Origin of the sequence: Sutcliffiella sp. FSL R7-0096 (genome assembly GCF_038595065.1) — a bacterium.
Taxonomy (GTDB): Bacteria; Bacillota; Bacilli; order Bacillales; family Bacillaceae_I; genus Sutcliffiella_A.
The window spans coordinates 992,500-1,018,653 of the sequence record NZ_CP152003.1; the positions used below are offsets into that span (position 1 = coordinate 992,500).

General features: G+C 41.4%; 20 protein-coding genes. 14 read left to right on the forward strand and 6 right to left on the reverse strand.

The window, feature by feature from the left end; translation table 11 throughout:
* Positions 1–198 precede the first annotated feature (198 nt).
* Positions 199–1,809, reverse strand: coding sequence for a glycoside hydrolase family 43 protein (locus MKY77_RS05035; RefSeq protein WP_342515661.1), 1,611 nt, complete (start codon positions 1,807–1,809; stop codon positions 199–201).
* A gap of 255 nt (positions 1,810–2,064) precedes the next feature.
* A complete protein-coding gene (locus MKY77_RS05040; protein ID WP_339149190.1) occupies positions 2,065–3,249 on the reverse strand; it encodes an ROK family transcriptional regulator in 1,185 nt (394 codons plus the stop codon).
* Positions 3,250–3,404: 155 nt separating this feature from the next.
* Between MKY77_RS05040 and MKY77_RS05045 the strand changes: the two genes are divergently transcribed.
* The 3 genes from MKY77_RS05045 (at position 3,405) to MKY77_RS05055 (ending at position 6,517) form a co-directional block, all read left to right on the forward strand.
* Entirely contained in the window at positions 3,405–4,706 is a 1,302-nt protein-coding gene (locus MKY77_RS05045; protein ID WP_339149191.1) for an extracellular solute-binding protein, read from the forward strand.
* A gap of 95 nt (positions 4,707–4,801) precedes the next feature.
* Positions 4,802–5,680: a sugar ABC transporter permease gene (locus tag MKY77_RS05050; protein WP_339149192.1), complete on the forward strand. Its 879-nt coding sequence runs from the start codon at positions 4,802–4,804 to the stop codon at positions 5,678–5,680.
* 15 nt (positions 5,681–5,695) lie between these two features.
* On the forward strand, positions 5,696–6,517 hold the full coding sequence (locus MKY77_RS05055; RefSeq protein ID WP_339149193.1) for a carbohydrate ABC transporter permease: 822 nt from the start codon (positions 5,696–5,698) through the stop codon (positions 6,515–6,517).
* 372 nt (positions 6,518–6,889) lie between these two features.
* On the opposite strand, the gene MKY77_RS05060 is transcribed toward MKY77_RS05055, so the two are convergent.
* Complete coding sequence (locus tag MKY77_RS05060; RefSeq protein ID WP_339149194.1) at positions 6,890–7,507, reverse strand: DUF624 domain-containing protein; 618 nt, start codon at positions 7,505–7,507, stop codon at positions 6,890–6,892.
* A 211-nt stretch (positions 7,508–7,718) separates the two neighbouring features.
* Here MKY77_RS05060 and xylA point away from each other — a divergent pair, with 211 nt between their 5' ends.
* Entirely contained in the window at positions 7,719–9,044 is a 1,326-nt protein-coding gene (xylA, locus tag MKY77_RS05065) for a xylose isomerase (RefSeq protein ID WP_339149195.1), read from the forward strand.
* A gap of 23 nt (positions 9,045–9,067) precedes the next feature.
* Complete coding sequence (gene xylB / locus MKY77_RS05070) at positions 9,068–10,567, forward strand: xylulokinase (protein WP_339149196.1); 1,500 nt, start codon at positions 9,068–9,070, stop codon at positions 10,565–10,567.
* Positions 10,568–10,625: 58 nt separating this feature from the next.
* Here the strand turns inward: xylB and MKY77_RS05075 are convergent, their stop codons facing one another.
* Both MKY77_RS05075 and xylE read right to left on the reverse strand, forming a co-directional pair.
* Entirely contained in the window at positions 10,626–11,663 is a 1,038-nt protein-coding gene (locus MKY77_RS05075; RefSeq protein WP_339149197.1) for an aldose epimerase family protein, read from the reverse strand.
* Between the two features lie 283 nt (positions 11,664–11,946).
* Entirely contained in the window at positions 11,947–13,365 is a 1,419-nt protein-coding gene (gene xylE, locus MKY77_RS05080; protein ID WP_339149198.1) for a D-xylose transporter XylE, read from the reverse strand.
* Between the two features lie 453 nt (positions 13,366–13,818).
* Between xylE and MKY77_RS05085 the strand changes: the two genes are divergently transcribed.
* Positions 13,819–15,642: a solute:sodium symporter family transporter gene (locus MKY77_RS05085; RefSeq protein WP_339149199.1), complete on the forward strand. Its 1,824-nt coding sequence runs from the start codon at positions 13,819–13,821 to the stop codon at positions 15,640–15,642.
* A 99-nt stretch (positions 15,643–15,741) separates the two neighbouring features.
* Complete coding sequence (locus tag MKY77_RS05090; protein ID WP_339149200.1) at positions 15,742–16,068, forward strand: hypothetical protein; 327 nt, start codon at positions 15,742–15,744, stop codon at positions 16,066–16,068.
* Between the two features lie 425 nt (positions 16,069–16,493).
* Here MKY77_RS05090 and MKY77_RS05095 read toward each other — a convergent pair whose 3' ends face one another.
* Entirely contained in the window at positions 16,494–17,444 is a 951-nt protein-coding gene (locus MKY77_RS05095) for a nucleoside hydrolase (RefSeq protein WP_339149201.1), read from the reverse strand.
* Between the two features lie 241 nt (positions 17,445–17,685).
* Here MKY77_RS05095 and MKY77_RS05100 point away from each other — a divergent pair, with 241 nt between their 5' ends.
* From MKY77_RS05100 to MKY77_RS05130, 7 genes are all read left to right on the forward strand, one after another.
* Positions 17,686–18,795, forward strand: a complete 1,110-nt coding sequence (locus MKY77_RS05100; RefSeq protein WP_339149202.1) for a sugar-binding protein — start codon at positions 17,686–17,688, stop codon at positions 18,793–18,795.
* 79 nt (positions 18,796–18,874) lie between these two features.
* A complete protein-coding gene (locus MKY77_RS05105) occupies positions 18,875–19,084 on the forward strand; it encodes a hypothetical protein (RefSeq protein WP_342515662.1) in 210 nt (69 codons plus the stop codon).
* Positions 19,085–19,248: 164 nt separating this feature from the next.
* Positions 19,249–20,769 carry a sugar ABC transporter ATP-binding protein gene (locus MKY77_RS05110; protein WP_339149204.1) on the forward strand — a complete coding sequence of 507 codons (1,521 nt, stop codon included), beginning with the start codon at positions 19,249–19,251 and terminating at the stop codon, positions 20,767–20,769.
* A 12-nt stretch (positions 20,770–20,781) separates the two neighbouring features.
* Entirely contained in the window at positions 20,782–21,954 is a 1,173-nt protein-coding gene (locus MKY77_RS05115) for a sugar ABC transporter permease (RefSeq protein ID WP_339149205.1), read from the forward strand.
* Between the two features lie 120 nt (positions 21,955–22,074).
* Positions 22,075–23,052, forward strand: a complete 978-nt coding sequence (locus MKY77_RS05120) for a substrate-binding domain-containing protein (RefSeq protein WP_339149206.1) — start codon at positions 22,075–22,077, stop codon at positions 23,050–23,052.
* Entirely contained in the window at positions 23,049–24,476 is a 1,428-nt protein-coding gene (locus tag MKY77_RS05125) for a histidine kinase (protein ID WP_339149207.1), read from the forward strand. The genes MKY77_RS05120 and MKY77_RS05125 overlap by 4 nt, the downstream gene beginning before the upstream one ends.
* Before the next feature lie 131 nt (positions 24,477–24,607).
* On the forward strand, positions 24,608–26,149 hold the full coding sequence (locus MKY77_RS05130; RefSeq protein WP_339149208.1) for a response regulator: 1,542 nt from the start codon (positions 24,608–24,610) through the stop codon (positions 26,147–26,149).
* Positions 26,150–26,154 lie beyond the last annotated feature (5 nt).

Below are 26,154 nucleotides of genomic sequence, written 5' to 3' on the forward strand. Positions count from 1 at the left end.
TCTTCGTTGCAGGAGCTTCGCTTTCCACGGGCAGTCCGGAAGCCTCCTCGGGCTACGCCCTGCGGGGTCTTCCATGTCCTTTCCTCCCGCAGGAGTCTTCGCTCCTTCCACTGCGATCAACTAGTGAATTTCATTATTTTAAGCTTTGTGTACATACTGACACATGACACCATATGAGAGGTGCCATGTGTTTTTTCATTATACTTTTTCCTTATAAATGAAATAATCAAAATCTGCATGAAGCTTCTGTCCGGAAGTGTCTTGACACTGCATTCCAACAAAAGCACCTGTAAAGAAACCGCCTCCATTAATATAATCATCAGACAATTTATAAGAATAGAGTTTAATTGGGATTGCGGTCCAACTGTCTCCGTCAAAAGAATATGAATACCTGTATGTGGCAGTGTCCACGTCCACTCGTAAATATACATAATGCACATCATTTGGAATTACTATTTTATTATCTTCCAATGGTTGTGTGAAGGTGAAATTGTCACAAACCGTAAGCTCTAGTATTCGTCCTTTGTCTTCATCCCAGGTAATCTGCAAGGCTGCCCAGTTTTGAGTATTGTAGTAGTTTACAAGACCTGCAGCTTGTTGGAATGTATCTGGGTTAAAAGAAACTTTGGTTTCGGCGGTGAAATTAAAATGCTGCCAGCGCCTTGCAATATGGGCTTGTGTAAATTTTGATGATAGGGATTCACGACCGTAAAGACGCAAGTGGCCAGGATTATCCGTTAATGAAACGACATCCTCTCCTAATGGTATCCTTAGGGATTGAAAGTGTTTATTTAAAAATTTGGAATCGAAATCATCTTTTTCCTCATAATCATTTTCAAAAGGGATTTCCTCTATATTTGGACCTTCAATTTCAAGAGAAGGTTGGTTACCACCGACCACAAATGGCCAATCATTTTCCCAATCCAATCTTTGAATGGCTGTTTCCCTACCAAGTGGGCAATATCCCCGGGGGTCAAGTAATGCTTGTCCCTCCTGCGGCAATGGCCGTCCTGTCAAGTGAACCAAGAACCATTCGTCCGTATGTGTATGCACAATGGAAGCATGCCCCGCTTTTTGTAGAGGATTTCTTGGATAAGGGAAGGACGTAATCAATGGGTTATCAGGATGCACTTCATATGGTCCCCATAAGTTTTTAGATCTAGCGATTGTGGCTTGATGGTCATATTTCGTTCCACCTTCAGCTGTCAATAAATAATAATATCCGTTCATCTTGTATAAATGTGGTGCTTCAGTTAATTTGATATCCGTTCCTTTGAAAATAATCTCTTTTTTCCCCACTAATCTTTGCAAATCAGGATTATATTCTTGCATGACGATTCCGTAGAAATTGTGGTTACCTACCCGATGATCCCAAAGCATGTTGACTAGGTATTTCTTCCCATCCTCATCATGAAAAAGGGAGGGATCAAATCCTGAACTATTTAAATGGATTGGCTCAGACCATTCCCCATCGATGGCATCACATGTAACGAGGTAGTTATGGCTGTCTTTCCATTGTCCTTCCACTACCTTTACGTCCGTATATATCAACCAAAACTTATTATCGCAATAGGATAAAGCAGGTGCCCAAATACCTCCAGAGTCAGGGTTCCCCATCATATTTAATTGACTGAGACGGTTTAGCGGCCTTGAAACCAACCTCCAGTTTTTTAAGTCTTTAGAATGATAGATTCCTACCCCTGGAAACCATTCAAATGTAGAGACTGCAATATAATAATCTTCTCCTGCTCGACAAATACTAGGGTCTGGATTAAAGCCTGTAAGAATTGGATTTTGTATAAGTGTCATTTTTGAAACATCCCCTTTGGTTTATTTAGATTGCTCTTTTCTCAAAGATTGTTGCTATTTACTTGTAAAAAGTCGGCAATTGGACTTTTTACTGCATTCATACTCTATAAGTGCAAGTAGTTTCTTAAGTACGTCGGGGAAAAGAGCACGACAGTAAGGATAATATCGGTTGATGTATCACTACGAAAAAGCAACAAAGTTTACGAAAAGAGCCATTTGGATAGAAGTTCTAGGCCATTGCTATAAGTACCCTATTTACACTTCTTGAATATCAATAGTAAGGAAATTTTCACTTGCATAAGCAGCTACCCCTAAAGCAGTAGAGTGTGTCGATAATTTTGAAAAGTTTATGCTTAGATCTCTTTGATGGGTGGGGAGGATAATATCTTGTGCCTCCCTTATAGAATCTTCCAGCCACTTAGAGGAAGAGGCTAATCGATTACCGATGATCACCTGCTCTGGGTTGAATATATTGATGATGTTCTTGATTCCAACACCTAAATATCTTCCAATGGTTTCGAATACGTGAATGACATCTTTTTCCCCGTTCTCTGCATACACCATTAAGGATTCTAGGGATAACTCCTTCCCTTCTTCAGGAAGGATGTTTTCTTGTAGGGCTTTTTTAACCAGGGCTTTTTCGGAAGCATACAATTCCCAACATCCTTGGTTACCGCAACTACATTTTGGTCCGTTCACTTCAATGGTCATATGACCCAACTCACCAGAAAAACCATTGTTGCCTTTGTAAAGCTGACCATTAAGAATGAGGCCAACGCCAATACCGATCCCTACACTAACGTATATGATGTTTTCTGAGTCTTTTCCAGCTCCGAACTTCTTTTCTCCGTAAGCGCCAGCATTTGCCTCGTTTTCAATTAATACGGGAACGTTATATCGTTCTTCCATTAGGTTCTTCAGGTTGACATTCTTCCAATTTAAGTTTGGGGCCAGAAGGATTTCCCCATCGGTATTTACCGTCCCAGGGACCCCTATACCTATGCCGACAATTCCATAATGACTTGAGGGCATAGAGGAGATGAGGGAATCAACAATGCCAAATAGTTCTACTTTTATTTGTTCAAAAGTTAGATCATCAAATCGAGTGATTGTCTCGTTACAGATATTACCACTGAGGTCTGTTAGGATTCCAAGGATATAATTGACCCCAATATCTACGCCAATGGTGTATCCTGCGACCTGATTGAACAACAGCATAACAGGCCTTCTTCCGCCACTTGATACCCCTGGTCCTGACTCGGTAATTAAATTTTCTTTCAGTAATTCACTTACTTGAGAGGAGACCGTTCCTTTATTAAGCCCAGTTTTATTGGCGATATCCGCCCTGGAAATAGGGGTGAACTCCTTAATGGTTTGCAATACAAGGGATTTATTTCCCTTTCGGACTACTTGTTGATTAAAGGTATGTAACATCTTCATCGATTAACTCCATTCCTCATTCTGTTTTTCCTAAGTGTACCATTATATGTTTCTATTATAAACTTTGTTTATCCACTAGACAAACATTCTTTTCGGTGATAATCTAAATTTAGTAACAATCTGTTTCAAAAATAAGAATATTGGGGGTATTTAGTTTGAGAAAAAGGAAAGCGGTTACATTATTTTCTGGAATTTTTCTCTCGCTGCTGGTATTGTTGGCGGGTTGCTCTGGTTCTGGGGAGAATACATCGGGTTCCGGGGATGGGAAAACGATTGAATTCATGCATTTATGGCCTGAAGGAAGTTCAAAGCAACACCACAAAATTGTAAGCGAAATCATTGAGGACTTCGAGAATGAAAATCCTGGAGTGAAAGTCGATTTGGAAGTCTTAAGTAATGAGCAGTATAAGGATAAATTAAAAGTATTATCCACCTCTAATCAGTTGCCAGATGTCGGGATGACATGGGCAGCAGGGTTTCTGGAGCCCTATGTCAACGGCGAAAAGTTTGCTACTTTGGATGATCTGCTTGAAGGAGATCTGAAGGATAGCTTTGTATCTGGTACTGCAGAAGCATATGCCATGAACGATAATACTTATGGGTTGCCACTGGAGCTTAACATTGCAACGGTTTTCTATAATAAAGCCATTTTTGATCAATATGGTCTAGAAGCTCCGACAACCTATGATGAGTTCAAAAACATCATCACTACGTTGAATGAAAACGGAGTGGCGCCAATCGCTCTTGGAAATAAGGACAGATGGACTGGGTCTTTATGGTATATGTATATGGCTGATAGAATTGGCGGAGGAGATGTGCTGACGAGCGCAATTGATCGATCAGGTTCCTTTGAGGATCCCGCATTAGTGACTGCAGCGGAAGAAATTCAAAATCTGGTCGACATGGACGCGTTTGTTAGAGGCTTCAATGGATTATCAGATGAAGAAGCGAAGAGTATGTTTATGGGTGAACAGGCAGCAATGTATCTTATGGGTTCATGGGATCTTCCAAACTATACGACAAATGAAGATGTCCCACAGGAATTCAGGGACTCCATCGGATATTTCAGTTTTCCGACAGTAGATGGAAATGGGGATCTTAACAGTCATGTTGGTGGTCCGGGGGTTGGCTTGTTTGTAGCAGAGGATTCCGATGTGAAAGAGGAAGCAAAGAAATTTGTATCATTCTTTATCCAGCAATGGGGCGAGAAAGCTGTAACAGGTGCTGGTGTAATTCCTGCTACGAAAGTGGATGCAGATTCTTTAGACCTACCTGATATGTATATTGATGTATTGAATGACCTTAGTGAAGCTAGCAATATCACATTATTTGCAGATGTTCAAATGAGTGCAGGTGTGGCACAAGTTCATTTGGATCTAATTCAATCACTCTTTGGAAAAGGTGTAACACCGGATGATTTTGCCAAAGAACATGAAGATGCTTTATCTAAAGAGTAACATGCATTTGAACGATTAATTATGATGGGAGAAAAGGACTTCCTTTTATTACTGGATGGTCCTTTTCTATTCCTGACAATATGGGGTTGAATGTAATGAATAAAGTAATGTCTAACAAATGGATAATAGCCTTATATGTTCTCCCTGCACTATTACTGATTGGGATACTAATTTTCATACCGCTTATTTTGACAGGTTACTATGGTCTGATGAAGTGGGATGGAATTGGATCGATGGAGTTTATCGGGCTTCAAAACTATGTGACAGCCTTACAAGATAAGAAGTTTTGGGATAGTGCACTTCATTCCTTTTTACTTGCTGTTTTTTCCACATTAAGCCTTATTATCTATCTAGCAATCTCGTTAATATTAGCATCCAAGATAAAAGGGGCTGACCTATTAAGGAAAATCTATTTAATTCCTATGCTACTCTCTTCTGTAGCAATTGCTCAGCTATGGGTGAAAATTTACAACCCTTCAAACGGGATGTTAAACAGTTTGCTGATGGCAATTGGAGTTGAAAATCCCCCTGCATGGCTTGCCGAGCCTTCCCTTGTTTTGTACGCGATATTCATCCCGATACTTTGGCAATATGCCGGTTTCTACATCCTTATTTACTATGCAGCTTTAAAGAATATTCCAGAATCTATCATAGAGGCGGCCAAGATTGATGGGGCATCTCCAATTCAGATTGCTTATAAGATAAAACTTCCATTAATTATGGGTGTTGTCAAAGTGACCATTGTTCTAGCTGTTGTCGGTTCATTAAAATATTTTGACCTAATCTATGTAATGACAGGAGGAGGGCCAAATGGAGCAAGTGAAGTTATGGCATCCTATATGTATAAATTGGCCTTTTCCACCAACAACTTCGGTTATGGTAGTGCCATTGGTTTCCTGTTATTGATCATCACTTTAATTGTGACCTTGATTATTAGAAAAGCAACAGCTACGAAAGAAGAAATTCAGTATTAAAAGGAGTGCTTTGGGTTGGGACGCATAGGATATTTTTTTCTATATTTAAGTCTGGCAGCAGTCGCAATATTTCAGGTGTTTCCGATTGTCTGGTTATTTCTGTTCTCCCTGAAGAATAACCAGGAGATATTCTCGAAATCCCCTTTTGCCCTGCCAACCGAGTTCAGATGGGAAAATTACTTAAAGGTGTGGGAAGGCGGAATAGGCATTTATTTTTGGAACAGTATCTGGATAACTGGAGTGGCTATTGCCTTAACCGTAATATTAGCAAGCATGGCTACTTTTGTTATTACGAGGATGCAATGGAAGTGGAGTAAATTAGTATTGGGACTTTTCATGATCGGTTTAATGATCCCGATTCACTCAGCGATCATCCCTTTGTTCAGCATGTTCCTTAATGTTAATCTAATTGATAACCCATGGTCCATTGTTATCACTTATACCGCATATAACCTACCAATAACCATGATGATATTATTGGGCTTTTATTATACGCTTCCAAGAGAGATAGAAGAAGCGGCAATCATTGATGGATGCTCTGTTCATAGGATGTTCTTCCGGATTATCCTACCTATGACCATCCCTGTCATGTCGACGACTGTCATCATCAATATGATTTATAACTGGAATGAGTTTGTCTTTGTAAATACCTTCATCAGCTCAGACAAATATAAAACGCTCACCGTTGGAATCCAGAATTTCATTGGTCAGTATATGACGGATTGGGGCGCTATAGGAGCCACTTTAATCATTAGTGTTTTACCGATTCTTCTCGCTTTTCTTTTCTTCAGCAACAAGGTAGTCGAGGGGATATCTTCAAGTGCGGTAAAAGGGTAACATTCCATATCACGAAAACACCAAACCCTAATTATTTATGGAATTGACTTTAATTGTTCCAGCGGTCCAGGAGCATTCTCGGCTACGGCTAGGCCACTGGAAAATAACATTATTTTAATGATCTAGCTAATGCTGCTGTTGATTTCCACATAAGGCTGCGCTTTCCACGGGGCGACCTTGAGCCTCCTCGGGCTGCGCCCTGTGGGGTCTCAAGATTGTCGCTACCTCCCCGCAGGAGTCTTCGCCTTTTGCTCCAATCAACAGCTAGAAATCTTTAGGACGATAAGTTATTGGGATTTCAGTGGCCTCGGATGGATTTCACAAATTCTTTAAGACAAGTTAACTTTATTTACACACAAAAACACCAACCGACTAGGAAGGTGTTTTTGTGTTATGGAGCTTTTGAAAAGCATTCATACATAGCCACATCGTTATGAAGGCATAGCCACTCCCGCCAAAAATAAAGGCAGTAGCCGGCAATAAGTAAAAAATAAAGAACAAGGAAGCAAGACAAACAATAATGAAAAATGTATGGAGCGGGTGAATAAGCATTAGTAGGAAAGTCTGTTTTAATAATGCTATTATTTTTAAATCATAGTGGACATAAGTTGGAAACAAATAAAATAAAAAGAGTAGAAATAATAATGATAATGCAAAAAGTAGAATTTGACCCCACATCACCTCAGGGGAATAATAAAATAAATACCAATAGTCGAGTATGAAAATCACGCAAAGACCGCCGATAATGAACCCCAATCTATTGCTCTTCCAGAATTCTCTTTTATAATGGTGTGAAAATGTCCGGAATAAGGAGAAGTTTGTATCTCCTCTCAGCCACTTACGAATAATGGCAAACATAGAAACAGTGGCAGGGAAGAGGCCTAAAACTATGCCGCCAGATAAAGAGAGTAGGATCCAAATTACATTTAAATAAGCAACCCGTGTTATCCATTCAAAAATACTGTATAGTTTTGTATTCATATTATGCATGAAGGTACACCCCAGTAAACTAGTGGAATAATTAAGTAATAGATTTTTCCCTATTATACTTGATATTCATGCAATTGACAGTAGTTTATAGAAACTTTGTTTATTCAATAGACAAACTAACATTGAGTTGCTATAATTATTTTGTAAGCATTTACATTAGATAGAGAAATATATATCCGCAGTATGGAATAAATCGGAGGAGGAACCCATAATGACTTATTTTGATACGATCAGCAAAATAAATTACGAAGGTGCAGGATCTACTAACCCATTTGCATTTAAATTTTATAACCCGAAAGAAGAAATAAACGGGAAAACGATGGAGGAAATCCTTCGCTTCGGTGTCGCATACTGGCATACCTTTACAATGGATGGCTCTGACCCATTCGGTAGTGGGACAATGATTCGTTCTTGGGACAAATACAAAGGAATGGACCTTGCTAAGGCACGTGTGGAAGCAGCTTTTGAATTCTTCGAAAAATTGGATGTTCCTTTTTTCTGTTTTCACGATGTTGATATTGCTCCAGAGGGAGATAGTTTAAGAGAGACTAACCAGAATCTTGATACGATTGTAAGTATGGTAAAAGACTACATGAAAACAAGCAAGACAAAGCTACTCTGGAACACAGCAAACAACTTTACTCATCCTCGATTCATACATGGCGCTGCTACTTCCAATAGTGCAGATATATTTGCTTATTCTGCAGCAAAAGTGAAAAAAGGCTTGGAAGTTGGTAAAGAGCTCGGTGCTGAAAACTATGTATTCTGGGGTGGACGTGAAGGGTATGAAACACTATTAAATACAAATATGAAACTTGAAATGGATAATTTAGGACGTTTCTTACAAATGGCTGTTGATTATGCAAAAGAGATAGGCTTTGATGCACAATTCCTTATAGAGCCAAAACCAAAGGAGCCGACAACTCATCAATATGATTTTGATGTTGCCACCGGTTATGCATTTTTACAACATTATAATCTTCAAGATCATTTTAAATTCAATATCGAAGCAAACCATGCTACATTAGCAGGTCATACATTTGAACATGAGTTACGATATGCACGTGTTCACAATATGCTCGGTTCTGTGGATGCGAATCAGGGGGATCCATTATTGGGATGGGATACGGATGAGTTTCCGACAGATTTATACTCTACAACATTAGCAATGTATGAAATTCTCAAAAATGGTGGACTTGGACGTGGCGGTCTTAACTTCGATGCGAAAGTGAGAAGGGGATCGTTTGAGCAGGAAGACTTATTCCATGCCCACATTGCAGGTATGGACAGTTTTGCAGTAGGCTTAAAAGTTGCTAGTAAACTAATCGAGGATAGAGTCCTTGAAGATATTTTGGATAACCGTTATAAGAGTTTTACAGATGGGATTGGACTGGACATAGTGGAAGGAAAAACTAATTTCCATGAATTAGAACAACATGCATTAAATCTAGCAGAAGTAAAACATCAATCTGGACGTCTTGAAAAAGTTAAAACAACCATCAATCAATACCTATTAAGAGCATACGCAGGAGAATAAAGCTACTTAGATGGGGTGTAATCATGAAGTATGTAATTGGCATCGATTTAGGCACAAGTGCAGTGAAGGTCCTATTGGTCAACCAATCGGGAGAGGTAGTGAAAGTAGTTTCTAAAAACTACCCACTTCTGCACGAAAAAAGCGGATATAGTGAACAAGAACCAGAGGTTTGGGTAACTCAGACGATTGCAGGATTGTCAGAAATACTTGATGGTTTTCCAGAAGATCCTGAAACCATTGAAGGAATAAGCTTTTCCGGACAGATGCATGGACTGGTGCTCCTTGATGAAAATAACATAGTCCTCCGAAACGCCATTCTTTGGAATGATACACGTACAACAGAGGAATGTCAGGAGATATATGAAGTAGTGGGAAAAGAACAGCTACTGAAAGTGACCAAAAACCCAGCATTGGAGGGGTTCACGCTTCCCAAAATATTATGGGTGAAGAAACATGAGCCGGAAATTTTCTCCAAAATAAAGACGTTTGTGTTGCCTAAAGACTATCTTCGATATAGGCTATCCGGTGAATTGAATATGGATTTTTCCGATGCGGCTGGAACATTACTCCTAAATATAAGTGAAAAGAAATGGAGTAAAGAAATCCTAAATCTATTAGATATTCCAGAAGACATATGTCCCGCTTTAGTTAATTCTCATGATAAGGTCGGAAATATCACAAATGAAATTGCTGGTGTTACAGGGTTATCTCCCCTCACTTCCATCATTGCCGGAGGTGCTGACAATGCCTGTGGAGCAATCGGATCAGGAATTTTAAAAGAAGGTATAACCTTATGCAGTATTGGAACTTCCGGTGTGGTGTTATCCTATGAAACTACCAGTGATAAGAATTTTGAGGGGAAAGTCCATTATTTTAATCATGGAGCACCTGATTCCTACTATACGATGGGCGTGACACTTGCTGCCGGATACAGTTTGAGCTGGTTTAAAAATGTTTTTGCAGATGAGGAAACGTTTGAGGACCTTGTCCAAGGAGTTGATTCCGTCCCTGTAGGATCAAATGGATTGATGTTTACCCCATATGTGGCAGGTGAACGGACCCCGCATGCCGATGCAACCATTCGTGGAAGCTTTATCGGGATGGATACATCGCATGAAAGAAGGGACTTTGTGCGGGCCGTCATGGAAGGAATCACTTACTCGTTGAACGAATCCGTCGCTATATTCCGTAATAAAGGCAAATCCATTGAAACAATTGTTTCTACAGGCGGCGGCACAAAAAATGATACTTGGTTGCAAATACAAGCGGATGTTTTCAATGCAAGAATAATAAAGCTTTCAAGTGAGCAAGGGCCTGGGATGGGAGCAGCAATGTTAGCAGCATATGGCTGTGGCTGGTATGCCTCATTGGAGGAATGTGCTGATGAATTTTTACGTATTGAAAAAGAGTTTCTGCCCATAGAAGAAAATGTGGAAAAGTATGAGGAACTATTTCCTATCTATCAGGGTATTTATGAAAGCACGAAGGAACTTAACAGGAAATTAATAAAATATCGAAAATAGTGAAAAAAGACCTGCAAATGCAAGGTCTTTTTTCTGTGATAAGGCTACCTATCTCCGTTTATTTATCAATTGAGAAGCGGTAAACAGTACGGTGACTATATGTCTCATCGGGGTGTAGTAGTATCTCTGGGAACCCACAATGATGGAGGGAAGCTGGGGAACCCTGTGTTTCGAAGCAAATCCCTGAATACCGGGAAAAGGGTGGTTCGTTAAAAGTAGGTTTGATGTCAAGGTTATTGGCTGTATAAAGCACCATTCCAGGCTGATCCGTTTGGATGGAAAGAACTCTGCCACTTTTTCCATCCTTCAATACAACTTTTTCATTATCTGTTTCTCGAAATAAAAAGTAATGGTCATAACCGTATCCGGCAACTTGATTTTGTTCATTACCCTCGTTTAAGCCGCTAGTAAACGTCTTTTCAGTTCGAAAATCAAACGGAGTATTGGCTACGGCTGAGATTTTGCCGGTAGGGATAAGGTCGATATCCAATTCTACAAAACGGTCGCTTTCCAATTTTAATGAGTGATGATGGATACTGTCTTTCGCATTTCCACTCAGATTGAAATAGGTGTGATTAGTCATTGTAAAAGGAGTGAGTTTATCAGTAGAAGCAGTGTATTCAAGTATTAATTCATTATCATTGTTCAATAGATATAGAACAGATACCTCAATGTTTCCAGGATAACCACTTTCCCCATCTTTACTGAAATGGGAAAGCTTCACACCAATCCCATCCTCCCGTTTAATCATTTCGCTTTTCCAAACCACTTGATGGAACCCAAGTGAACCTCCATGTAAATGATTCTCGAAATCATTTTTTTCCAAGTTATAAACTTCCCCCTTAATTTCAAATGTCGCTTCCTGTATTCTGCCTGCTACTCGTCCGATCAAGGCTCCAAAAAAATGGGGATTATTTTTGTAAGTTGAATAATTTTTATACCCTACAATAACATTTTCATAGTTTCCTTCTCTATCAGGAGTATCAATCTTAAGAAGAATCCCACCATAATCCATTAGACTGATGACCATTCCATTATCATTATATAAGTCAAACTGCTTCCAATTGTTCGCTAATTCTAACGTCTCTATTTTCAACTTCATCTCTCCTTAAAAGAAGACATCTAAAAGATGTCTCAGACTGGTGACAAACTATACATTAGTTTGGTTATTTCCTATAACAGTTGATCTCCGTTACAGGAGCTTCGCTTTCCGCGGGCAGTCCGGAAGCCTCCTCGGGCTACGCCCTGCGGGGTCTTCCATGTCCTTTCCTCCCGCAGGAGTCTACGCTCCTTTCACTGCGATCAACGGGGAAATTATAACTCAAAATGACTTTGTCTACACACTGAGACATCTAAAAGATGTCTTCTTTTGTTTCTAATTATAATGCCTTCACTTTTCTGTTGTGAGGAGGCTTTTTCCATATGTTTTCTAGCTCTTCAAGTGAGGCACCTTTGGTTTCTGGGACAAATCTCCAAACAAAGAGCGCCGAAAGTACACTCATTACCCCATACAGTCCATAGGTTAATCCACCACTGAATTCCATCATCATCGGATAGGTGGATGAGACTAAATAGTTTGCTGCCCATTGTGCAGCCACTGCGATAGCGACTGCTTGCCCACGAATCCTGTTAGGGAAGATTTCTGAGATGAGCACCCAGCAGATTGGTCCCCAAGACATCATAAAAGAAGCAGTATATAAAATGATGAATAACAAGGTACTTACACCGATAATGTTAAAAAATGCTAACCCTGCTACCCCAAACATCCCGATAGCCATTCCGATGGAACCTATGATCAGAAGAGGTTTCCGTCCCCATTCATCCACTTTCATTATGGCGATGACTGTAAAAATAACGTTTACAAGACCCATTACTATCGTTTGTAGCATGGATGCATCTTTCGCTGCCCCCATGCTTTCAAAGATACGGGGAGCATAATATAGCGCGACATTTATTCCTACGAATTGTTGGAATAAAGAAAGCATTATCCCAATAACAATGACTGTTTTTCCAAAAGCGAAAGGAGAAATTTTCTCAGCAGAAACAGACATTGTCTTTTTAATATCTCTTAATATAGTTTTTGCAGCCTTAATCCCATTTATCTTCGTAAGTATTGCTAAAGCATTTTCATCTTTATTTTTTAATGCCAAGTATCGAGGTGTTTCAGGAACAAAGAATAAAAAGATACAGAACAATAGAGCTGGGATCGCTTCAGAAGCAAACATGTATCTCCATCCAATATCATTGATCCATTCTAGGGTTTTCCCGCGGGCAATTCCCCAGTTTACAAAATAAACGACAAGCATTCCGAAGATGATGGCAAACTGATTATACGAGACAAGCCTCCCGCGAATCTTTGCAGGAGCAATTTCTCCAATATACATGGGAACGATGGCGGATGCCAGGCCAACGCCAATACCCCCGATAATTCTGTAGAAATTAAAAGCTAAAAGTAATGCTATAGTTGGCTCTCCCTTTGTAAAGAAGAAGATTTCCGGATAGGCAGATCCTATTGCCGAAAAGAAAAATAGAATGGAAGCTAATATTAACGTTTTTTTGCGACCGAAAGCCGATGAAAAGAATCCAGATAATACACCACCTACTATACAACCGATCAAGGCGCTAGAAATGGTAGCTCCATGGATGAAGGAACTAAGCCCCAATCCATCTATCAAATAAGCTTCAATCGATTTTTCTGCGCCAGAAATCACCGCAGTGTCATACCCGAATAGCAACCCTCCCAAAGTGGCTACAAGGGTAATGGAAAGAATGTAAAAGGAACTATTTGTCTTTTTCATAAACTGTAGGCATATAATCTATGCTGTTGAAACGCTTACAAAAAAGTAAAGCGTTTACAAATGCAAAGTTCATTGCCCTCAACCTCCTATTCTATTAAGGAATAAACAATATTGAAATATTAGTTGAATTATAGCAAAAACTAAATAGTTTGTCTAACGAACAAACTAAGTTGATAGCTATAAGATTTTATTCATAATGTGAGAGAGTAAATCCAAGATACTAGAGGGGCAATAGTCCCCTGAGAAAAAAGAACTATGCGCTCTTGGGATGTAGTTTTTAGAAATCTTGACTGTATCTTTTTTTGAAACAATTTTATGATGTCACAAATCCCTCTATAATCAGTTTGTAAGCGGTTTATTTTATATATAGCAAACTGTTATATCAAAATACTATGTTTTGTTTTTATAAATAAGGATATTTAAATATGAAAAAACATGGGAAAGAGTGATGAAATGGGTTTAGGTGAAATAGTTTTCATATTGGTAAGTTGCTCTATTTTAATGGCACTTGTGGCCTACATATCGTATCAAATGACAAAGGGAAGAGTCGGAAGTGCAAATGAATACTTTCTTGCGGGAAGAGGGCTAACGGGAATTTTCATCGCCGGTTCATTGCTTTTAACCAATCTGTCTGCTGAACAACTCATCGGTTTGAATGGGCAAGCGTTCAGCGGTAATATGTCGAGCATGGCCTGGGAGGTGACGGCTGGACTTGCTGCCATCATCATGGCCATCTATCTGTTGCCCAAGTTATTGGGAATCGGGATTTCTACCATCCCCGAATTCTTGAGTAAACGGTATGATGAAGATGTGCGCAGGATGACGGTTCTGCTGTTTTTACTCGGATATATGTGTGTCACGATTCCTTCGATGCTTTATTCCGGGTCCATTGCAGTCCTACAGCTATTTGATGTCCCAGCACTTTTCGGTGTTTCCTACACTCAAGCTTTATGGATGGTCATCTGGTTTGTAGGGATTATCGGAGGTATATATGCTATCTTTGGTGGCCTGCGTGCAGTCGCTGTATCAGACACCATTAATGGAATCGGTCTGGTGCTGATCGGATTTCTAGTTCCGATACTAGGTTTTATCGCTCTTGGAGACGGCAACATGGTGGCCGGCATGAAACAGATTGCCACCACCTCGCCGGAAAAATTGAATGCCATTGGCGGTAAAGCGGATTCTGTGCCATTCTTCTCCATATTTACAGGTATTCTTTTTGCGAACCTTTTTTATTGGGCATTGAATCAATATGTCATTCAACGTGTTTTAGGGGCGAAAAATCTTGCTGAAGGACAAAAAGGAGTCTTGATGACAGGCTTTCTGAAGCTATTGGTCCCAATTTTCATGCTTATACCAGGTGTAATCGGATTCCACTTGTATGGAAGCAGTGTGTCAAATTCTGACCTGGCATATCCGAGCTTGATTGCAGACCTTTTACCAGTATGGCTGATGGGATTTTTCCTGGCGGTACTGCTAGGTGCGGTCTTTAGTTCATTCAATTCGTTGCTTAACAGTATTTCCACCCTGTTTGTATTGGATATTTATAAACCAAAATTCGCACCGGATGCCGATGACCAAAAGCTTATCAAGGTCAGCAAGCTGTTCAGTGTGGTGGTTGCGCTCATCTCTTTTGTGGTGGCCCCTTTACTGATGTATGCACCGGACGGTCTTTGGAATTTGATCCGACAATTCACAGGATTCTTTAACATTCCAATTTTGGTTATCGTACTGATGGGAATGCTTTTCCGAAAGATCCCTGCACTTGCAGCCAAAGTCGTTATCATTTTTCACGTATTTGCCTACTATTTCCTTGTGTGGGGGACAAAGCAAATTTTCAATGTGGAGCTTGGCATCAACTTTATCCATATATACGGAATATTGCTTGTAGTGGAAGTGGCATTTATGCTCCTCATGGCCAAAGTAAAGCCGATCAAGCAGGTTCAACCATTTTCCTATACCGTGTCAAAAGAAAGAATGGTGCCATGGAAATATGCAATCCCTGTTTCCATTACTCTTGTAGCATCCATCATTTTTGTTTATATCGTTTTCTCACCAATCGGACTGGCCTATCAATCTGGAATCGTTTCCCCATGGTTCTGGCCGAGTACTGCCATTCTACTTGTGACTACCTCTGTCTTGTACGTCGCGGCATTGAAAAACTGGCATGCCAAATATGCGGAGTACCTGCAAAGCTTTAAGCATAAAAAGAAGAAGTTCAGAGTGAAGAGGACTTCATTGAGATTGAATATAAAAGAAGGAGTTTTGGATAAGTAAGTGACTTTTACTGTAGGGAATTTATAGGTATGTGGAATGGGAGTAGCAAAATGCTACTCCCATTAGTGTGTAGACAAAGTCGGTGTGTCTCCCCTGACGATGACCAAGAACTACTTTCTTCCGAATATGCTTCCAAATTTGGTTGTCCAATTTTTCTATGATCTTGGAAGGGTGGCACTAATAATAGGGCAGCTTGGTGTATTCTCCGTATTTGTCACTCAGGAATTTATCCAGATTGACGCAGGGTATGGGAAAATCATCAATACCAGTGATAACTGGGCGACCCTGCTTGGGGCGGCGAAGAAGGATATCTATACATCATATTGGATCCCACTATATGCAGCATTGGCTATCCTTTATGTCATTTTTACTTTTAATATAATTGGAGAGGGATTAAGGAGAGTGTTTGAGAGAAAACACGTTTAATAAGGACTTTGGTGTGGTGGTGAATTTGCTTTACGTTGTTTTGATAGGTGAAATGCGTTTGACCTGAAATAATAGGTGTTTGCATGAACTCGTATGAATTTGGCACGAACTTCCGAAGTTTATGATTTTTACTTGTGAAAAAACATGAAATTCTCAAATGAGAGTTTCATGTCAGTGTGTAGACAAAGCTTAAAATAATGAAATTCTCTAGTTGATCGCAGTGGAAGGAGCGAAGACTCCTGCGGGAGGAAAGGACATGGAAGACCCCGCAGGGCGTAGCCCGAGGAGGTTTCCGGACTGCCCGCGGAAAGCGAAGCTCCTGCAACGCAGATCAACTCTTCCAACTGATAACCTAACTAATTTATAGTTTATTACCAGTCTGACATGAAATTCCTCAAATGAGAGTTTCATGTTTTTCTTTTTAATCATTCCGAAATCAAATTCTTCAACATATCAACAAAGAAAATGCCCTCATTGATATCTGTTGCAATCCTTACGCATTCTGTACCAGTGCACTCTGGAACACCAGGCCTGAAGTCGGCAATGGAAAGTCCCTCCGCATACCCTTCCTTATATTCGACTTTCACCTGTTTATTTGTGTAAGTGAATAGATCAGGAATCTCCAGACTTGCCATCACAGCAGCTAGATCATGCTGAGGTGTACCGGCAATTCCAGGTTCCAGCTCCTGATAAGCTTCATAATAAAAATCAAGAATGGGTTTAATGAGTTGTTGAAGGGGAGTTGTGGATACACTGTCGATAAAGTCAACGACTCTTGGGGTAATGAGTGCTCTGCGGGTCACGTTCAATGGAATGATGGTTAGGTTAGGCGCGTTTTGTGCAATGAAATTCGCTGCGATGGGATCTCCATAAAAGTTGGCTTCAGCTACCTCCGTGACATTGCCCGGTTCGATAAATGCTCCTCCCATGATATAAGTCTCCTTAACCAACTCCATCACAGAGGGACTCAAAAAACAAGCCATCGCCAGGGATGTGCAGCGACCGACATTCACAATCGTTAATTCATTCGGATTCTCTTTTATGATACGGAAAAGTTGACTGAAATTAGTTCGGTTACGAAAACGGTTAGCCGGTATGGGTGGGATAATTGGCCCCAATCCCTCTTCTCCATGGATTTCCGGGAAGAATTCTGGTACCCCTCCACTTAAAGGCCTTGTACTTCCATTAATGACTGGAATGCTCTCCTGGCCAGCCAATTCCAACAGATACGATGCATTCCTTGCACTTCGATTGCGGTCTGTATTGCCATAACCAGCTACAATGGCCTTCAACTCTATCTCCGGATTTTTCAACGCATAGATAATGGCAATCGCATCATCAATCCCCGTATCAGCAAACAAGATTATCTTTTTCATTTAGTATCACCTCCTACCATAGTAAATGAGAGATTGATAGAAGGTGATTGTATGAAAGTACTAGAGTTGCTAGAAAAATTCCATCCACTGATAGAGATCGTTCCAAAAAATATTCCCAATTATTAAAAAAGTACAGACGATACCAAAAGAGTGCTACTGATAGCGCTTACAGAATATCCGAGCCCCGCCATATAATTAAGGTGAAATCATGAAACAAGCCAAAACAAAGGGGGAGTAACACATGAAGAAGACATGGAAAGCAACGTCATTATTACTAGTTCTTATGCTTTTTACAGCAATGCTTGCAGCGTGTAACAGTACGACAGGGGGAAGCGGCAGTGTGAGTGTGGGAATCGTTTTGCCAACAAAAGATGAGCCAAGATGGGTGCAGGATGAACAACGCTTCAAAGATGCATTGAAAGATTCTGATTACACAACGGAAATTCTGTTCAGCCAAGGTTCTTCCGCTAAGGAAAAAGAGAACGTGGAAACACTTATTAACAAAGGAATCGAAGTACTGATCATCACTCCTCAAGACGGGGATGCGGCAGCATCAGCGGTCGAAGCGGCGAAAAAAGAAGGTATTACAGTTATCTCGTACGACCGATTGATCACCAACACGGATGCAGTTGATTACTACGTAACATTCGACAGTGTGGCTGTTGGTGCAGCACAAGGCCAATACCTGATTGATAATGTACAAGGTTCAGGCGTACCGCTTTACTTATATGCTGGTGCAGCTTCTGACAATAACGCATTCCTTTTCTTTGAAGGGGCATGGAAAACGTTACAACCAAAAATTGCAGATGGCACGTTTAAAATTGCCAACTCCAGCGAAGCGGAAGCTTTAAAGGATACAGCGGAACTGACTCGTGACCAAATGAGTAAAATCCTAGGGCAGGTAACAACAAACTGGGATCCGAATGAAGCGAAAAATAAAGCACAAACGCATCTTACTGCAGTAGGTGCAGACTTGAAGGGTGATGTGGCGGTTCTTGCTCCAAATGATGGTACAGCCCGTTCTATCGCAGATGTATTCGCATCTGACGGGGAAGTGACAAGCTATCTTGTGACAGGTCAGGATGCAGAAAAAGCGTCCATCCAATACATCATCGATGGAAAGCAATCGATGACTGTCTTCAAAGACGTTCGTACGTTGGTTACGGATGCGATGGGAATTGCAGTAGAAATCCTGGACGGCAAAACGCCGGAAACAACTGGTTCTTACGATAACGGTGAAGTAGAAGTAAAAGCGAAACAAACAGATGTCATCGTAGTGGACGAAGAAAATGTAAAACAAGAATTGATTGACTCCGAATACTACGAAGCAAGCGAATTCTCCGGACTTTAAAAATATCTTTATTAGCGCGTTGCGAATCTATTATTTATAGAAAGCTACGAAAATGGAAGAAAACTTCTGTTTGAAGCTAATGACGGAATTAATCGGATATATGCTGGGATTTTGGTTAGTTGTGAAGGGATTGAAAGCTGATACCTATGCTGAAAGCTGCGAGGTGAATCTTTTGGTACCTTTTGTGACGGGATACCAAGCTCATCTGGCGGAATTAAACATTCTTATGCCGGAATTGATACAAACATATTGGAATTTGCAGTACTTTTTTAAAGAAAATGCTGTCTAAAGTATGGGGATCTCGTTCGCTTTTTAATTGAAACCCGGAAATGAATTTTACGGATAGTTTAATAATTTCAATGATTTACAACCAAAGGTACTTCGCGAAATAGTGGTAGCAACCACCTATCACTATTTCGCCATTGTCATTGCTTTTGTTAAGGGGGTAAAAGGATGAGCAGATATATATTGGAGATGAATGATATCTCCAAGGAATTTACAGGAGTCAAAGCGCTGAGCAATGTGAACTTCAAAGTGGAGGAAGGCGAGATTCACTGCTTGATCGGGGAGAATGGAGCAGGTAAATCTACGCTGATGAAGGTGCTGAGCGGTGTGTATCCTTATGGAACGTATGATGGGGACATCGTATTTGAAGGGAATGTTCAGCAATTTAACAAAATCAGTGACAGCGTAAGTACCGGCATTGCAATCATTTATCAGGAGCTTGCGTTGTTTCCGGACCTGACCGTGTATGAGAATATTTTTGCAGGTAATGAAGTAAAGATAGGCGGAATCATCGATTGGAACAGGACGATTGTCGAAGCAAAGAGACTGCTGCGGAAAGTAAAGCTTAACGTCAATCCGGATACACTCGTAAAGGATTTGAGTGTCGGGAAGCGCCAGCTTGTGGAGATTGCCAAGGCATTAAGTAAAGAGGTGAAGCTCCTCATACTCGATGAACCCACTGCTGCACTTAATGAAGACGATAGCGAGAACCTTCTTGAACTTTTAAAAGAACTGAAAAACCAGGGGATCACCTGCATCATGATCTCCCATAAGCTCAAGGAAGTTATCAGCATTGCCGACAAAGCGACCGTCATTCGGGATGGAAAGACGATATGTACGTTAGAAGGTGCCAAAGGAGACATCACCGAAAGTGTCATCATCAAGAACATGGTGGGTCGAGAAATAGAAGACATCTATCCGAAAAGGGTGAAGAAGGCGGAAGGGGAAAAAATCCTCGAGCTTCATAACTGGTCTGCCTATGACCCGCAGCTTGGAAGACAGGTAGTGAAGAACGTCAACTTACATGTTAAAAAAGGAGAAATCGTCGGGATTGCCGGACTGATGGGGTCAGGAAGAACGGAGCTTGCCCTGAGCATTTTTGGAAACGCCAAGTCTTACAAACTCCAAGGGGATATGATGTGGAATGACTCGCTTACTACACTCAAGCATACAAGTGATGCAATCAAGGCCGGGATCGCGTATGTCACAGAGGACCGCAAAGATGATGGACTTTTCCTCCTGCAGGACATTAAGAGCAACATCTCCGCAGCAAACCTGAAAGGAATCGCCTCCCAAGGAGTCATCAACGACAACGAAGAAATCAAGGTCGCAGAACAGTACAAACAATCCCTTCACATTAAAGCTTCCTCCTTGGAGCAACTTGTTGGCAATCTCAGCGGGGGGAACCAGCAGAAGGTGTCCATCGGTAAATGGCTGTTTGTCGGACCAAAGTTGCTAATTTTGGATGAACCGACACGTGGAATCGATGTCGGGGCGAAATTTGAGATTTACACGGTAATGAACAAGCTGATTGAGGAAGGGCTCAGTATCGTAATGATCTCCTCTGAGCTTGGTGAGGTGCTTGGCATGAGCGACAGAGTCTATGTCATGGCCCAGGGAGAAATAAAGGGTGAGCTAGAAATAGAAGAAGCGGACCAAGAAAAAATCATGGAGCTTGCTACGCAATAGGGGGTTATTACAATGAATGTTATCCAGGAAGCCAGAACATTAATTCATGAAAATATCCGTGACTACGGGATGTATATTGCACTATTTGTTATCATTCTAACCTTTACATTTATGACAGACGGCTTGTTCATGTCGTCACGTAACATTAGTAATCTACTGGACTCTGCCGGCTATATCGCTGTACTGGCAGTAGGGATGACGCTTGTCATCGTCATTCGGCATATCGACCTGTCCGTCGGATATGCGGCAGGATTCCTTGGAGCTATTGCAGCAATCCTCCTTACTCAGGCAGGGGTATCCGTCTGGCTGACAATTCCGATCATTTTGCTTCTAGGGATTGCGGTCGGTCTTTTCAATGGGGTGCTCATTGCCCAGATCGGGATACCATCCTTCGTTGCCACACTTGCCGGAATGCTTATATTCCGCGGTGCTCTTCTGCAAGTGACTGAGAAGACTGGTACGATCATCATTCAAGATGATACTTTCAATGCAATCGGAAACGGCTATATTCCATCTCTTGTGGAAGTGAACGGTTTGCACCTGCTTTCCCTTTTAGTAGGGTTGGTTGGTATCTTGCTATACATTTTTAGTGAAATTTCCACCCGGAAAAACAAAATCAAATATGATTTTGAAGTGGTATCAAAACCTATATTTGCACTTAAGCTTATTTTTGTATCAACGATCATCGGGTATATCACTTGGATTCTCGCAGGCTATAATGGCTTCTCATGGACGGTCATCGTTATATTATTGGTTGTTGTCATCTATCACTTCCTTACCACCAAAACGGTGCTCGGTCGTCATATCTATGCGGTCGGAAGCAACCCGGAAGCGGCACACTTGAGCGGGATCAATGTAAAAAAGATCACCTATATCGTATTCGGTTCGATGGGGATGCTTGCAGCACTTTCCGGTATTCTGTTCACTGCACGTCTGCAATCTGCTACAACGACTGCAGGAACACTTTTCGAGCTTGATGCTATCGCTGCTGCTTATGTAGGGGGAGTTTCTTCTGCTGGTGGAGTGGGGAAAGTGACAGGCGCCATTATCGGCGCGGTTGTGATGGCTTCTCTATCCAACGGGATGAATTTACTTGGCGTTGGAATATCCTATCAGTATATGATTCGCGGGGGAGTACTTGCTGGAGCGGTAATCTTTGATGTCATGACCCGTAAAAAAAGATAATGATAGTATCAATAACTGGCTATCCCTGTTGGTTCCTTTTAAACCAACAGGGATTGTACTATTTTCATTAGGTGCTATGATGAAATTAGGACACCCAATCGGGGGAAGGGGATATCACACTTGCGGAAAACAGGGATTCTAGCAATTTGCATCATTATTATTCTACTATGTCATCTCACTTTTTTATCCGCACAAAAAGTCTTCCAATCCGATTGGCAGTTGCCCCAAGCGCTAAGTTCGAGTAGAGAGGAACATCGCCTCGTTCTGATTACGCAGGATATGGAAACTCCGTTCTGGGACAAGGTGGGTGAAGGGGCCAGAAAACAGGCGGAACATAGTGATGTGAGCCTTGAAGTATGGGGAAGCTACGGAAAGAATCGGGAGGACTTCCTGAAAAATATAGAGATTGCCATACAGTCCAAAGTGGATGGCATCATCATTCAGGGACTGGATACAGAGGAATTCAAGGAATTGACGAAGGTGAAGGCTGCCTTTCATGGCATCCCTATCATAACGGTGGCTAATGATGTGCCGATGGGGGAAAGTATCAGGCGTACCTATGTCGGCTCTGACCAATATGAAGCAGGAAAAATGATTGCGAGACAACTATTGAAGGATATGGGAAGAGAAGGGAATGTCGTACTGATGTATGACACAAATCAGGAGTATTACCAGAAGCAACGGATGGCCGGGATTCGCGATATGCTGAAATTCTACCATGGTATCCATATGATTCATGCCACTACCGATGACACGAGGGAGCAGGTCATCGCAGCCACACAGGATGTGATGAACAAAGAGCCGGATATAGACGCATTCATTGCCATCAATGCCAATGTTGCCGGTGCGATGATCGGGGAGATAAGTAAGCGATCACAGGTGGAACCGTATCATATCTATTCTTTTGACGATGGACCTGAGTCGTTGTCCCTCTTAATGCAAGGGAAGTTGGATGGGGTCATTGAGCAATCTCCGGAAGAAATGGGAAGAAAAAGTGTCCAGCTAATGAAGGAATGGTTAAATGGGGAAACCGTCCCACTTGATAAAGACGGGTATCTTACAGATATTAGAATCAGGAAAGCAGCGGATGTTCGATGAGAAGTATCCAAAAGAAAATTCTTACCCTTACTACGGTAGTATTGGTCATTATGTCGGCAATTTGGATAGCGCTTACATATTACAACCACAAAACCCACAAACAGTATAACGATATTCTTCAACGGTACTTGAGCATGAATGAAGTGACAAAGGCAAGTCAACAGCTTGTTACGGACCTGAATAACTATACCATTGATCCAACCGAAGAAAGTCTGGACCATCTGACAGCAAGCAAGGAACAGGTCCAGCAGGCAAAATACGGCGTTCATCATTTAAGAAATACAGAGAACGATTTTACCATAACGAACTATATGAATCTGATCGATAGTCTAGTGGAAACAACGGACAGGTCTATCATGTTTCAGTCGGAAAATGATACGGAGGCGGCCGCCCAGGAATTCGCAGAGGCGACCCGTATCACCACTTATATCTCAGAAATGACGTTGACCTTGATTGACACAGAACTGAATACTTTCGACCGATTTTATAGGGGAATCATTGAACAATCAGGAGAAGTGATCAAGCTTGGGATATGGATCCTGCTACTGATCACCTGTCTATTGTTACTTGTCACCTACTGGTTCTCCCTTACCATCACTCGGCCTGTATTTCAGCTGACAAAAGCGGCCAATGAACTATCCAAAGGGAATTTTGATCAGCAGGTGAAAGTGGAGACCAATGATGAAATCGCCTTTTTGGCAAGGACGTTTGACCGGATGCGAATAAATATCAACAACCTGATTTCGGAAATCAAGCAAAAAGCAGCGCTTGAGCGGGAGCTTCAGGAAAGTAAGCTTCTTTTACAAGAAAGCCAGTTTAGAAGCCTGCAGAGTCAGATCAATCCGCATTTTCTTTTCAATACCCTTAATACCCTTTCCAAAAAAGCCTATCTGGAAGGGTCGGAGGAAACGAGCGATCTTCTTGTGAGTGTAGCGGGAATTCTTCGTTACAATTTAAAAAGGCAAGACCGTTCGGTGACGCTCCACGATGAGATCCAAGTATTGAAACAATATATGGAGATACAGAAGGCACGTTTTACCGATCGGCTACAGTTAAATATGGATATAGATGAATCGTGCCTAGACTTGAAAATTCCAGCCCTGACCCTCCAACCCATCATCGAAAATGCCGTCATCCATGCGGTGGAACCGAAGGAGGATGGAGGAAACATCTGGTTTCGGGTAAAACATGCAGGAAGCCAGGTGCAGATAGAAATAGAGGACGATGGAATGGGCATGCCCCAACATAAAATCCAGCAGATCCTGAACGAAGAATCCCCTCCACCTACAGAAGGACACTCAACCGGTATCGGGTTCAGCAATGTCGTGAAACGTCTGCGGCTCTTCTACGGATATGACGATGTCATTGATATTAAAGGGATACAAGGCCAAGGAACTAAGATAATTTTGAAAATAAATACGTAATTTCTGAATGCTATCCTATAGATGGTAGTGTAAGGTGTGAGACTCATGCACCGTCCTTTGGATAAGCGAACACTTGGAAGGAAATCTGCAGGAGTGAAATAGAATATTAAAAATGAAAGGAGTCGAATTGGATGATCAAACTCCTCATAGTAGATGATGAACAAATTGAGCGCGAAGGCATGCAAACCATACTTAAAAGGAACTTTCCTGACCTACAAATAAAACAGGCCAAAAACGGAAAAATGGCAGTAGAAATGGCCGCTGACTTCACCCCTGACTTAATTCTGATGGATATCAAGATGCCCGGGATGAACGGATTAGAAGCAGTGGAACAAATCAGTGCCAAACACCCAAAGACAAAATTCATCATGGTCACCGCATACGATACATTCGGCTATGTCAAGGCGGCTATCAAGCTTGGTGTCAAAGATTATATTCTAAAGCCTAGTAAAATTAGCGAAATTAAAACGACAGTCGGGAAAGTACTGGAGCAGATCGAGCAGGAGAAGGCCCAGCAAACCAAGAACCAGCTCCAGGAAGCGGCATTAGAAAAAACGCTGACCCTCGTTGAGACTGATGTCGTAACACAGCTGCTGTTCGACCACGTGCATGAAGTGCATGTGGACATGCTAGTGGAGATGCTTGATATCCCTTCGACCAATGAGATGTTCGCCATGATAGTCCTATTGCCATCAGGATTTGAATCGAATTATTCCATGATCAAGAAAAAGGTAAGGCAGTCAAAAAGCGGGTGGGTAGGAGCGCTATATGGAAATCAACTACCAATCATTGTGTTTCGGCAGCCAGATAAGACCTATCGATCCCAGGCTAGTACACTTGCGCGAGATATTCTATCTATTGCCAAAAAAGGATATAGTACCGATTGGTTCATCGGAATAGGGGAGGTTTGCAGCTCTCTGGACCAGGTTCGCCAATCCTATCAGGACGCGCTCATGGCTACAATGGATTCAAAAGCTATGTCCAACTATCGTTTCTATACAGATATCCATAGTAGTCCGGATGTACGAAATAGCCACTTGGACAAAAATCATCAAAAAGAATATGCCGACCTAATCCGACTTGGCCAATGGGATGATGTGTATAAGAATGTCATGAACACTTTTCAATGCTATGAAAATGAAGGAGCCAACTTACTGCACAGCCAGCAACGGATACTTGAGGTCCTCTGGATTATTTCGCGTGTGATGAACGAAATGGGAGTGGAGACCGCAACGCCACTCTATTCCGTACAAACAACAAATTATCGCCAGCTTCGCTCGGAGACAAGGCAACTCCTTGAGGTGATGAAACAATCTTTTGACGACCACTACAACCACTTGGAGGCAGATACCATTCAGCAAATAAAACAGTATATCATGGACCACTCACATCAGGATATATCGCTCGATACATTGGCCCGGAAAGTTGGCTTAAGCCCTATTTATATCAGTAAGATGTTCAAGGAAAAGCAGGGCATCAACTATATCGACTTCCTGACGGAATGCAGGATGGAAAAAGCGAAGCGGCTCATGTACGATTTGGAAAAGAGCATCAAGGAAATTACGTTTGAAGTCGGCTACCATGATCCAAATTATTTCAGCAAGGTATTTAAAAAAATGACCAGCGTTTCACCAAAAGAGTATCGTAAAACACTGCTCCGAAATAAAGTTTAATAGGC

Coding starts and splice junctions, on each gene's coding strand:
- MKY77_RS05100 (WP_339149202.1), top strand. CDS start 17,686: ATGAAGAAGACATGGAAAGCAACGTCATTATTACTAGTTCTTATGCTT.
- MKY77_RS05035 (WP_342515661.1), bottom strand. CDS start 1,809: ATGACACTTATACAAAATCCAATTCTTACAGGCTTTAATCCAGACCCT.
- MKY77_RS05125 (WP_339149207.1), top strand. CDS start 23,049: ATGAGAAGTATCCAAAAGAAAATTCTTACCCTTACTACGGTAGTATTG.
- MKY77_RS05050 (WP_339149192.1), top strand. CDS start 4,802: ATGAATAAAGTAATGTCTAACAAATGGATAATAGCCTTATATGTTCTC.
- MKY77_RS05110 (WP_339149204.1), top strand. CDS start 19,249: ATGAGCAGATATATATTGGAGATGAATGATATCTCCAAGGAATTTACA.
- MKY77_RS05060 (WP_339149194.1), bottom strand. CDS start 7,507: ATGCATAATATGAATACAAAACTATACAGTATTTTTGAATGGATAACA.
- MKY77_RS05105 (WP_342515662.1), top strand. CDS start 18,875: ATGACGGAATTAATCGGATATATGCTGGGATTTTGGTTAGTTGTGAAG.
- xylB (WP_339149196.1), top strand. CDS start 9,068: ATGAAGTATGTAATTGGCATCGATTTAGGCACAAGTGCAGTGAAGGTC.
- MKY77_RS05115 (WP_339149205.1), top strand. CDS start 20,782: ATGAATGTTATCCAGGAAGCCAGAACATTAATTCATGAAAATATCCGT.
- xylE (WP_339149198.1), bottom strand. CDS start 13,365: ATGAAAAAGACAAATAGTTCCTTTTACATTCTTTCCATTACCCTTGTA.
- MKY77_RS05095 (WP_339149201.1), bottom strand. CDS start 17,444: ATGAAAAAGATAATCTTGTTTGCTGATACGGGGATTGATGATGCGATT.
- MKY77_RS05040 (WP_339149190.1), bottom strand. CDS start 3,249: ATGAAGATGTTACATACCTTTAATCAACAAGTAGTCCGAAAGGGAAAT.
- xylA (WP_339149195.1), top strand. CDS start 7,719: ATGACTTATTTTGATACGATCAGCAAAATAAATTACGAAGGTGCAGGA.
- MKY77_RS05085 (WP_339149199.1), top strand. CDS start 13,819: ATGGGTTTAGGTGAAATAGTTTTCATATTGGTAAGTTGCTCTATTTTA.
- MKY77_RS05090 (WP_339149200.1), top strand. CDS start 15,742: ATGACCAAGAACTACTTTCTTCCGAATATGCTTCCAAATTTGGTTGTC.
- MKY77_RS05130 (WP_339149208.1), top strand. CDS start 24,608: ATGATCAAACTCCTCATAGTAGATGATGAACAAATTGAGCGCGAAGGC.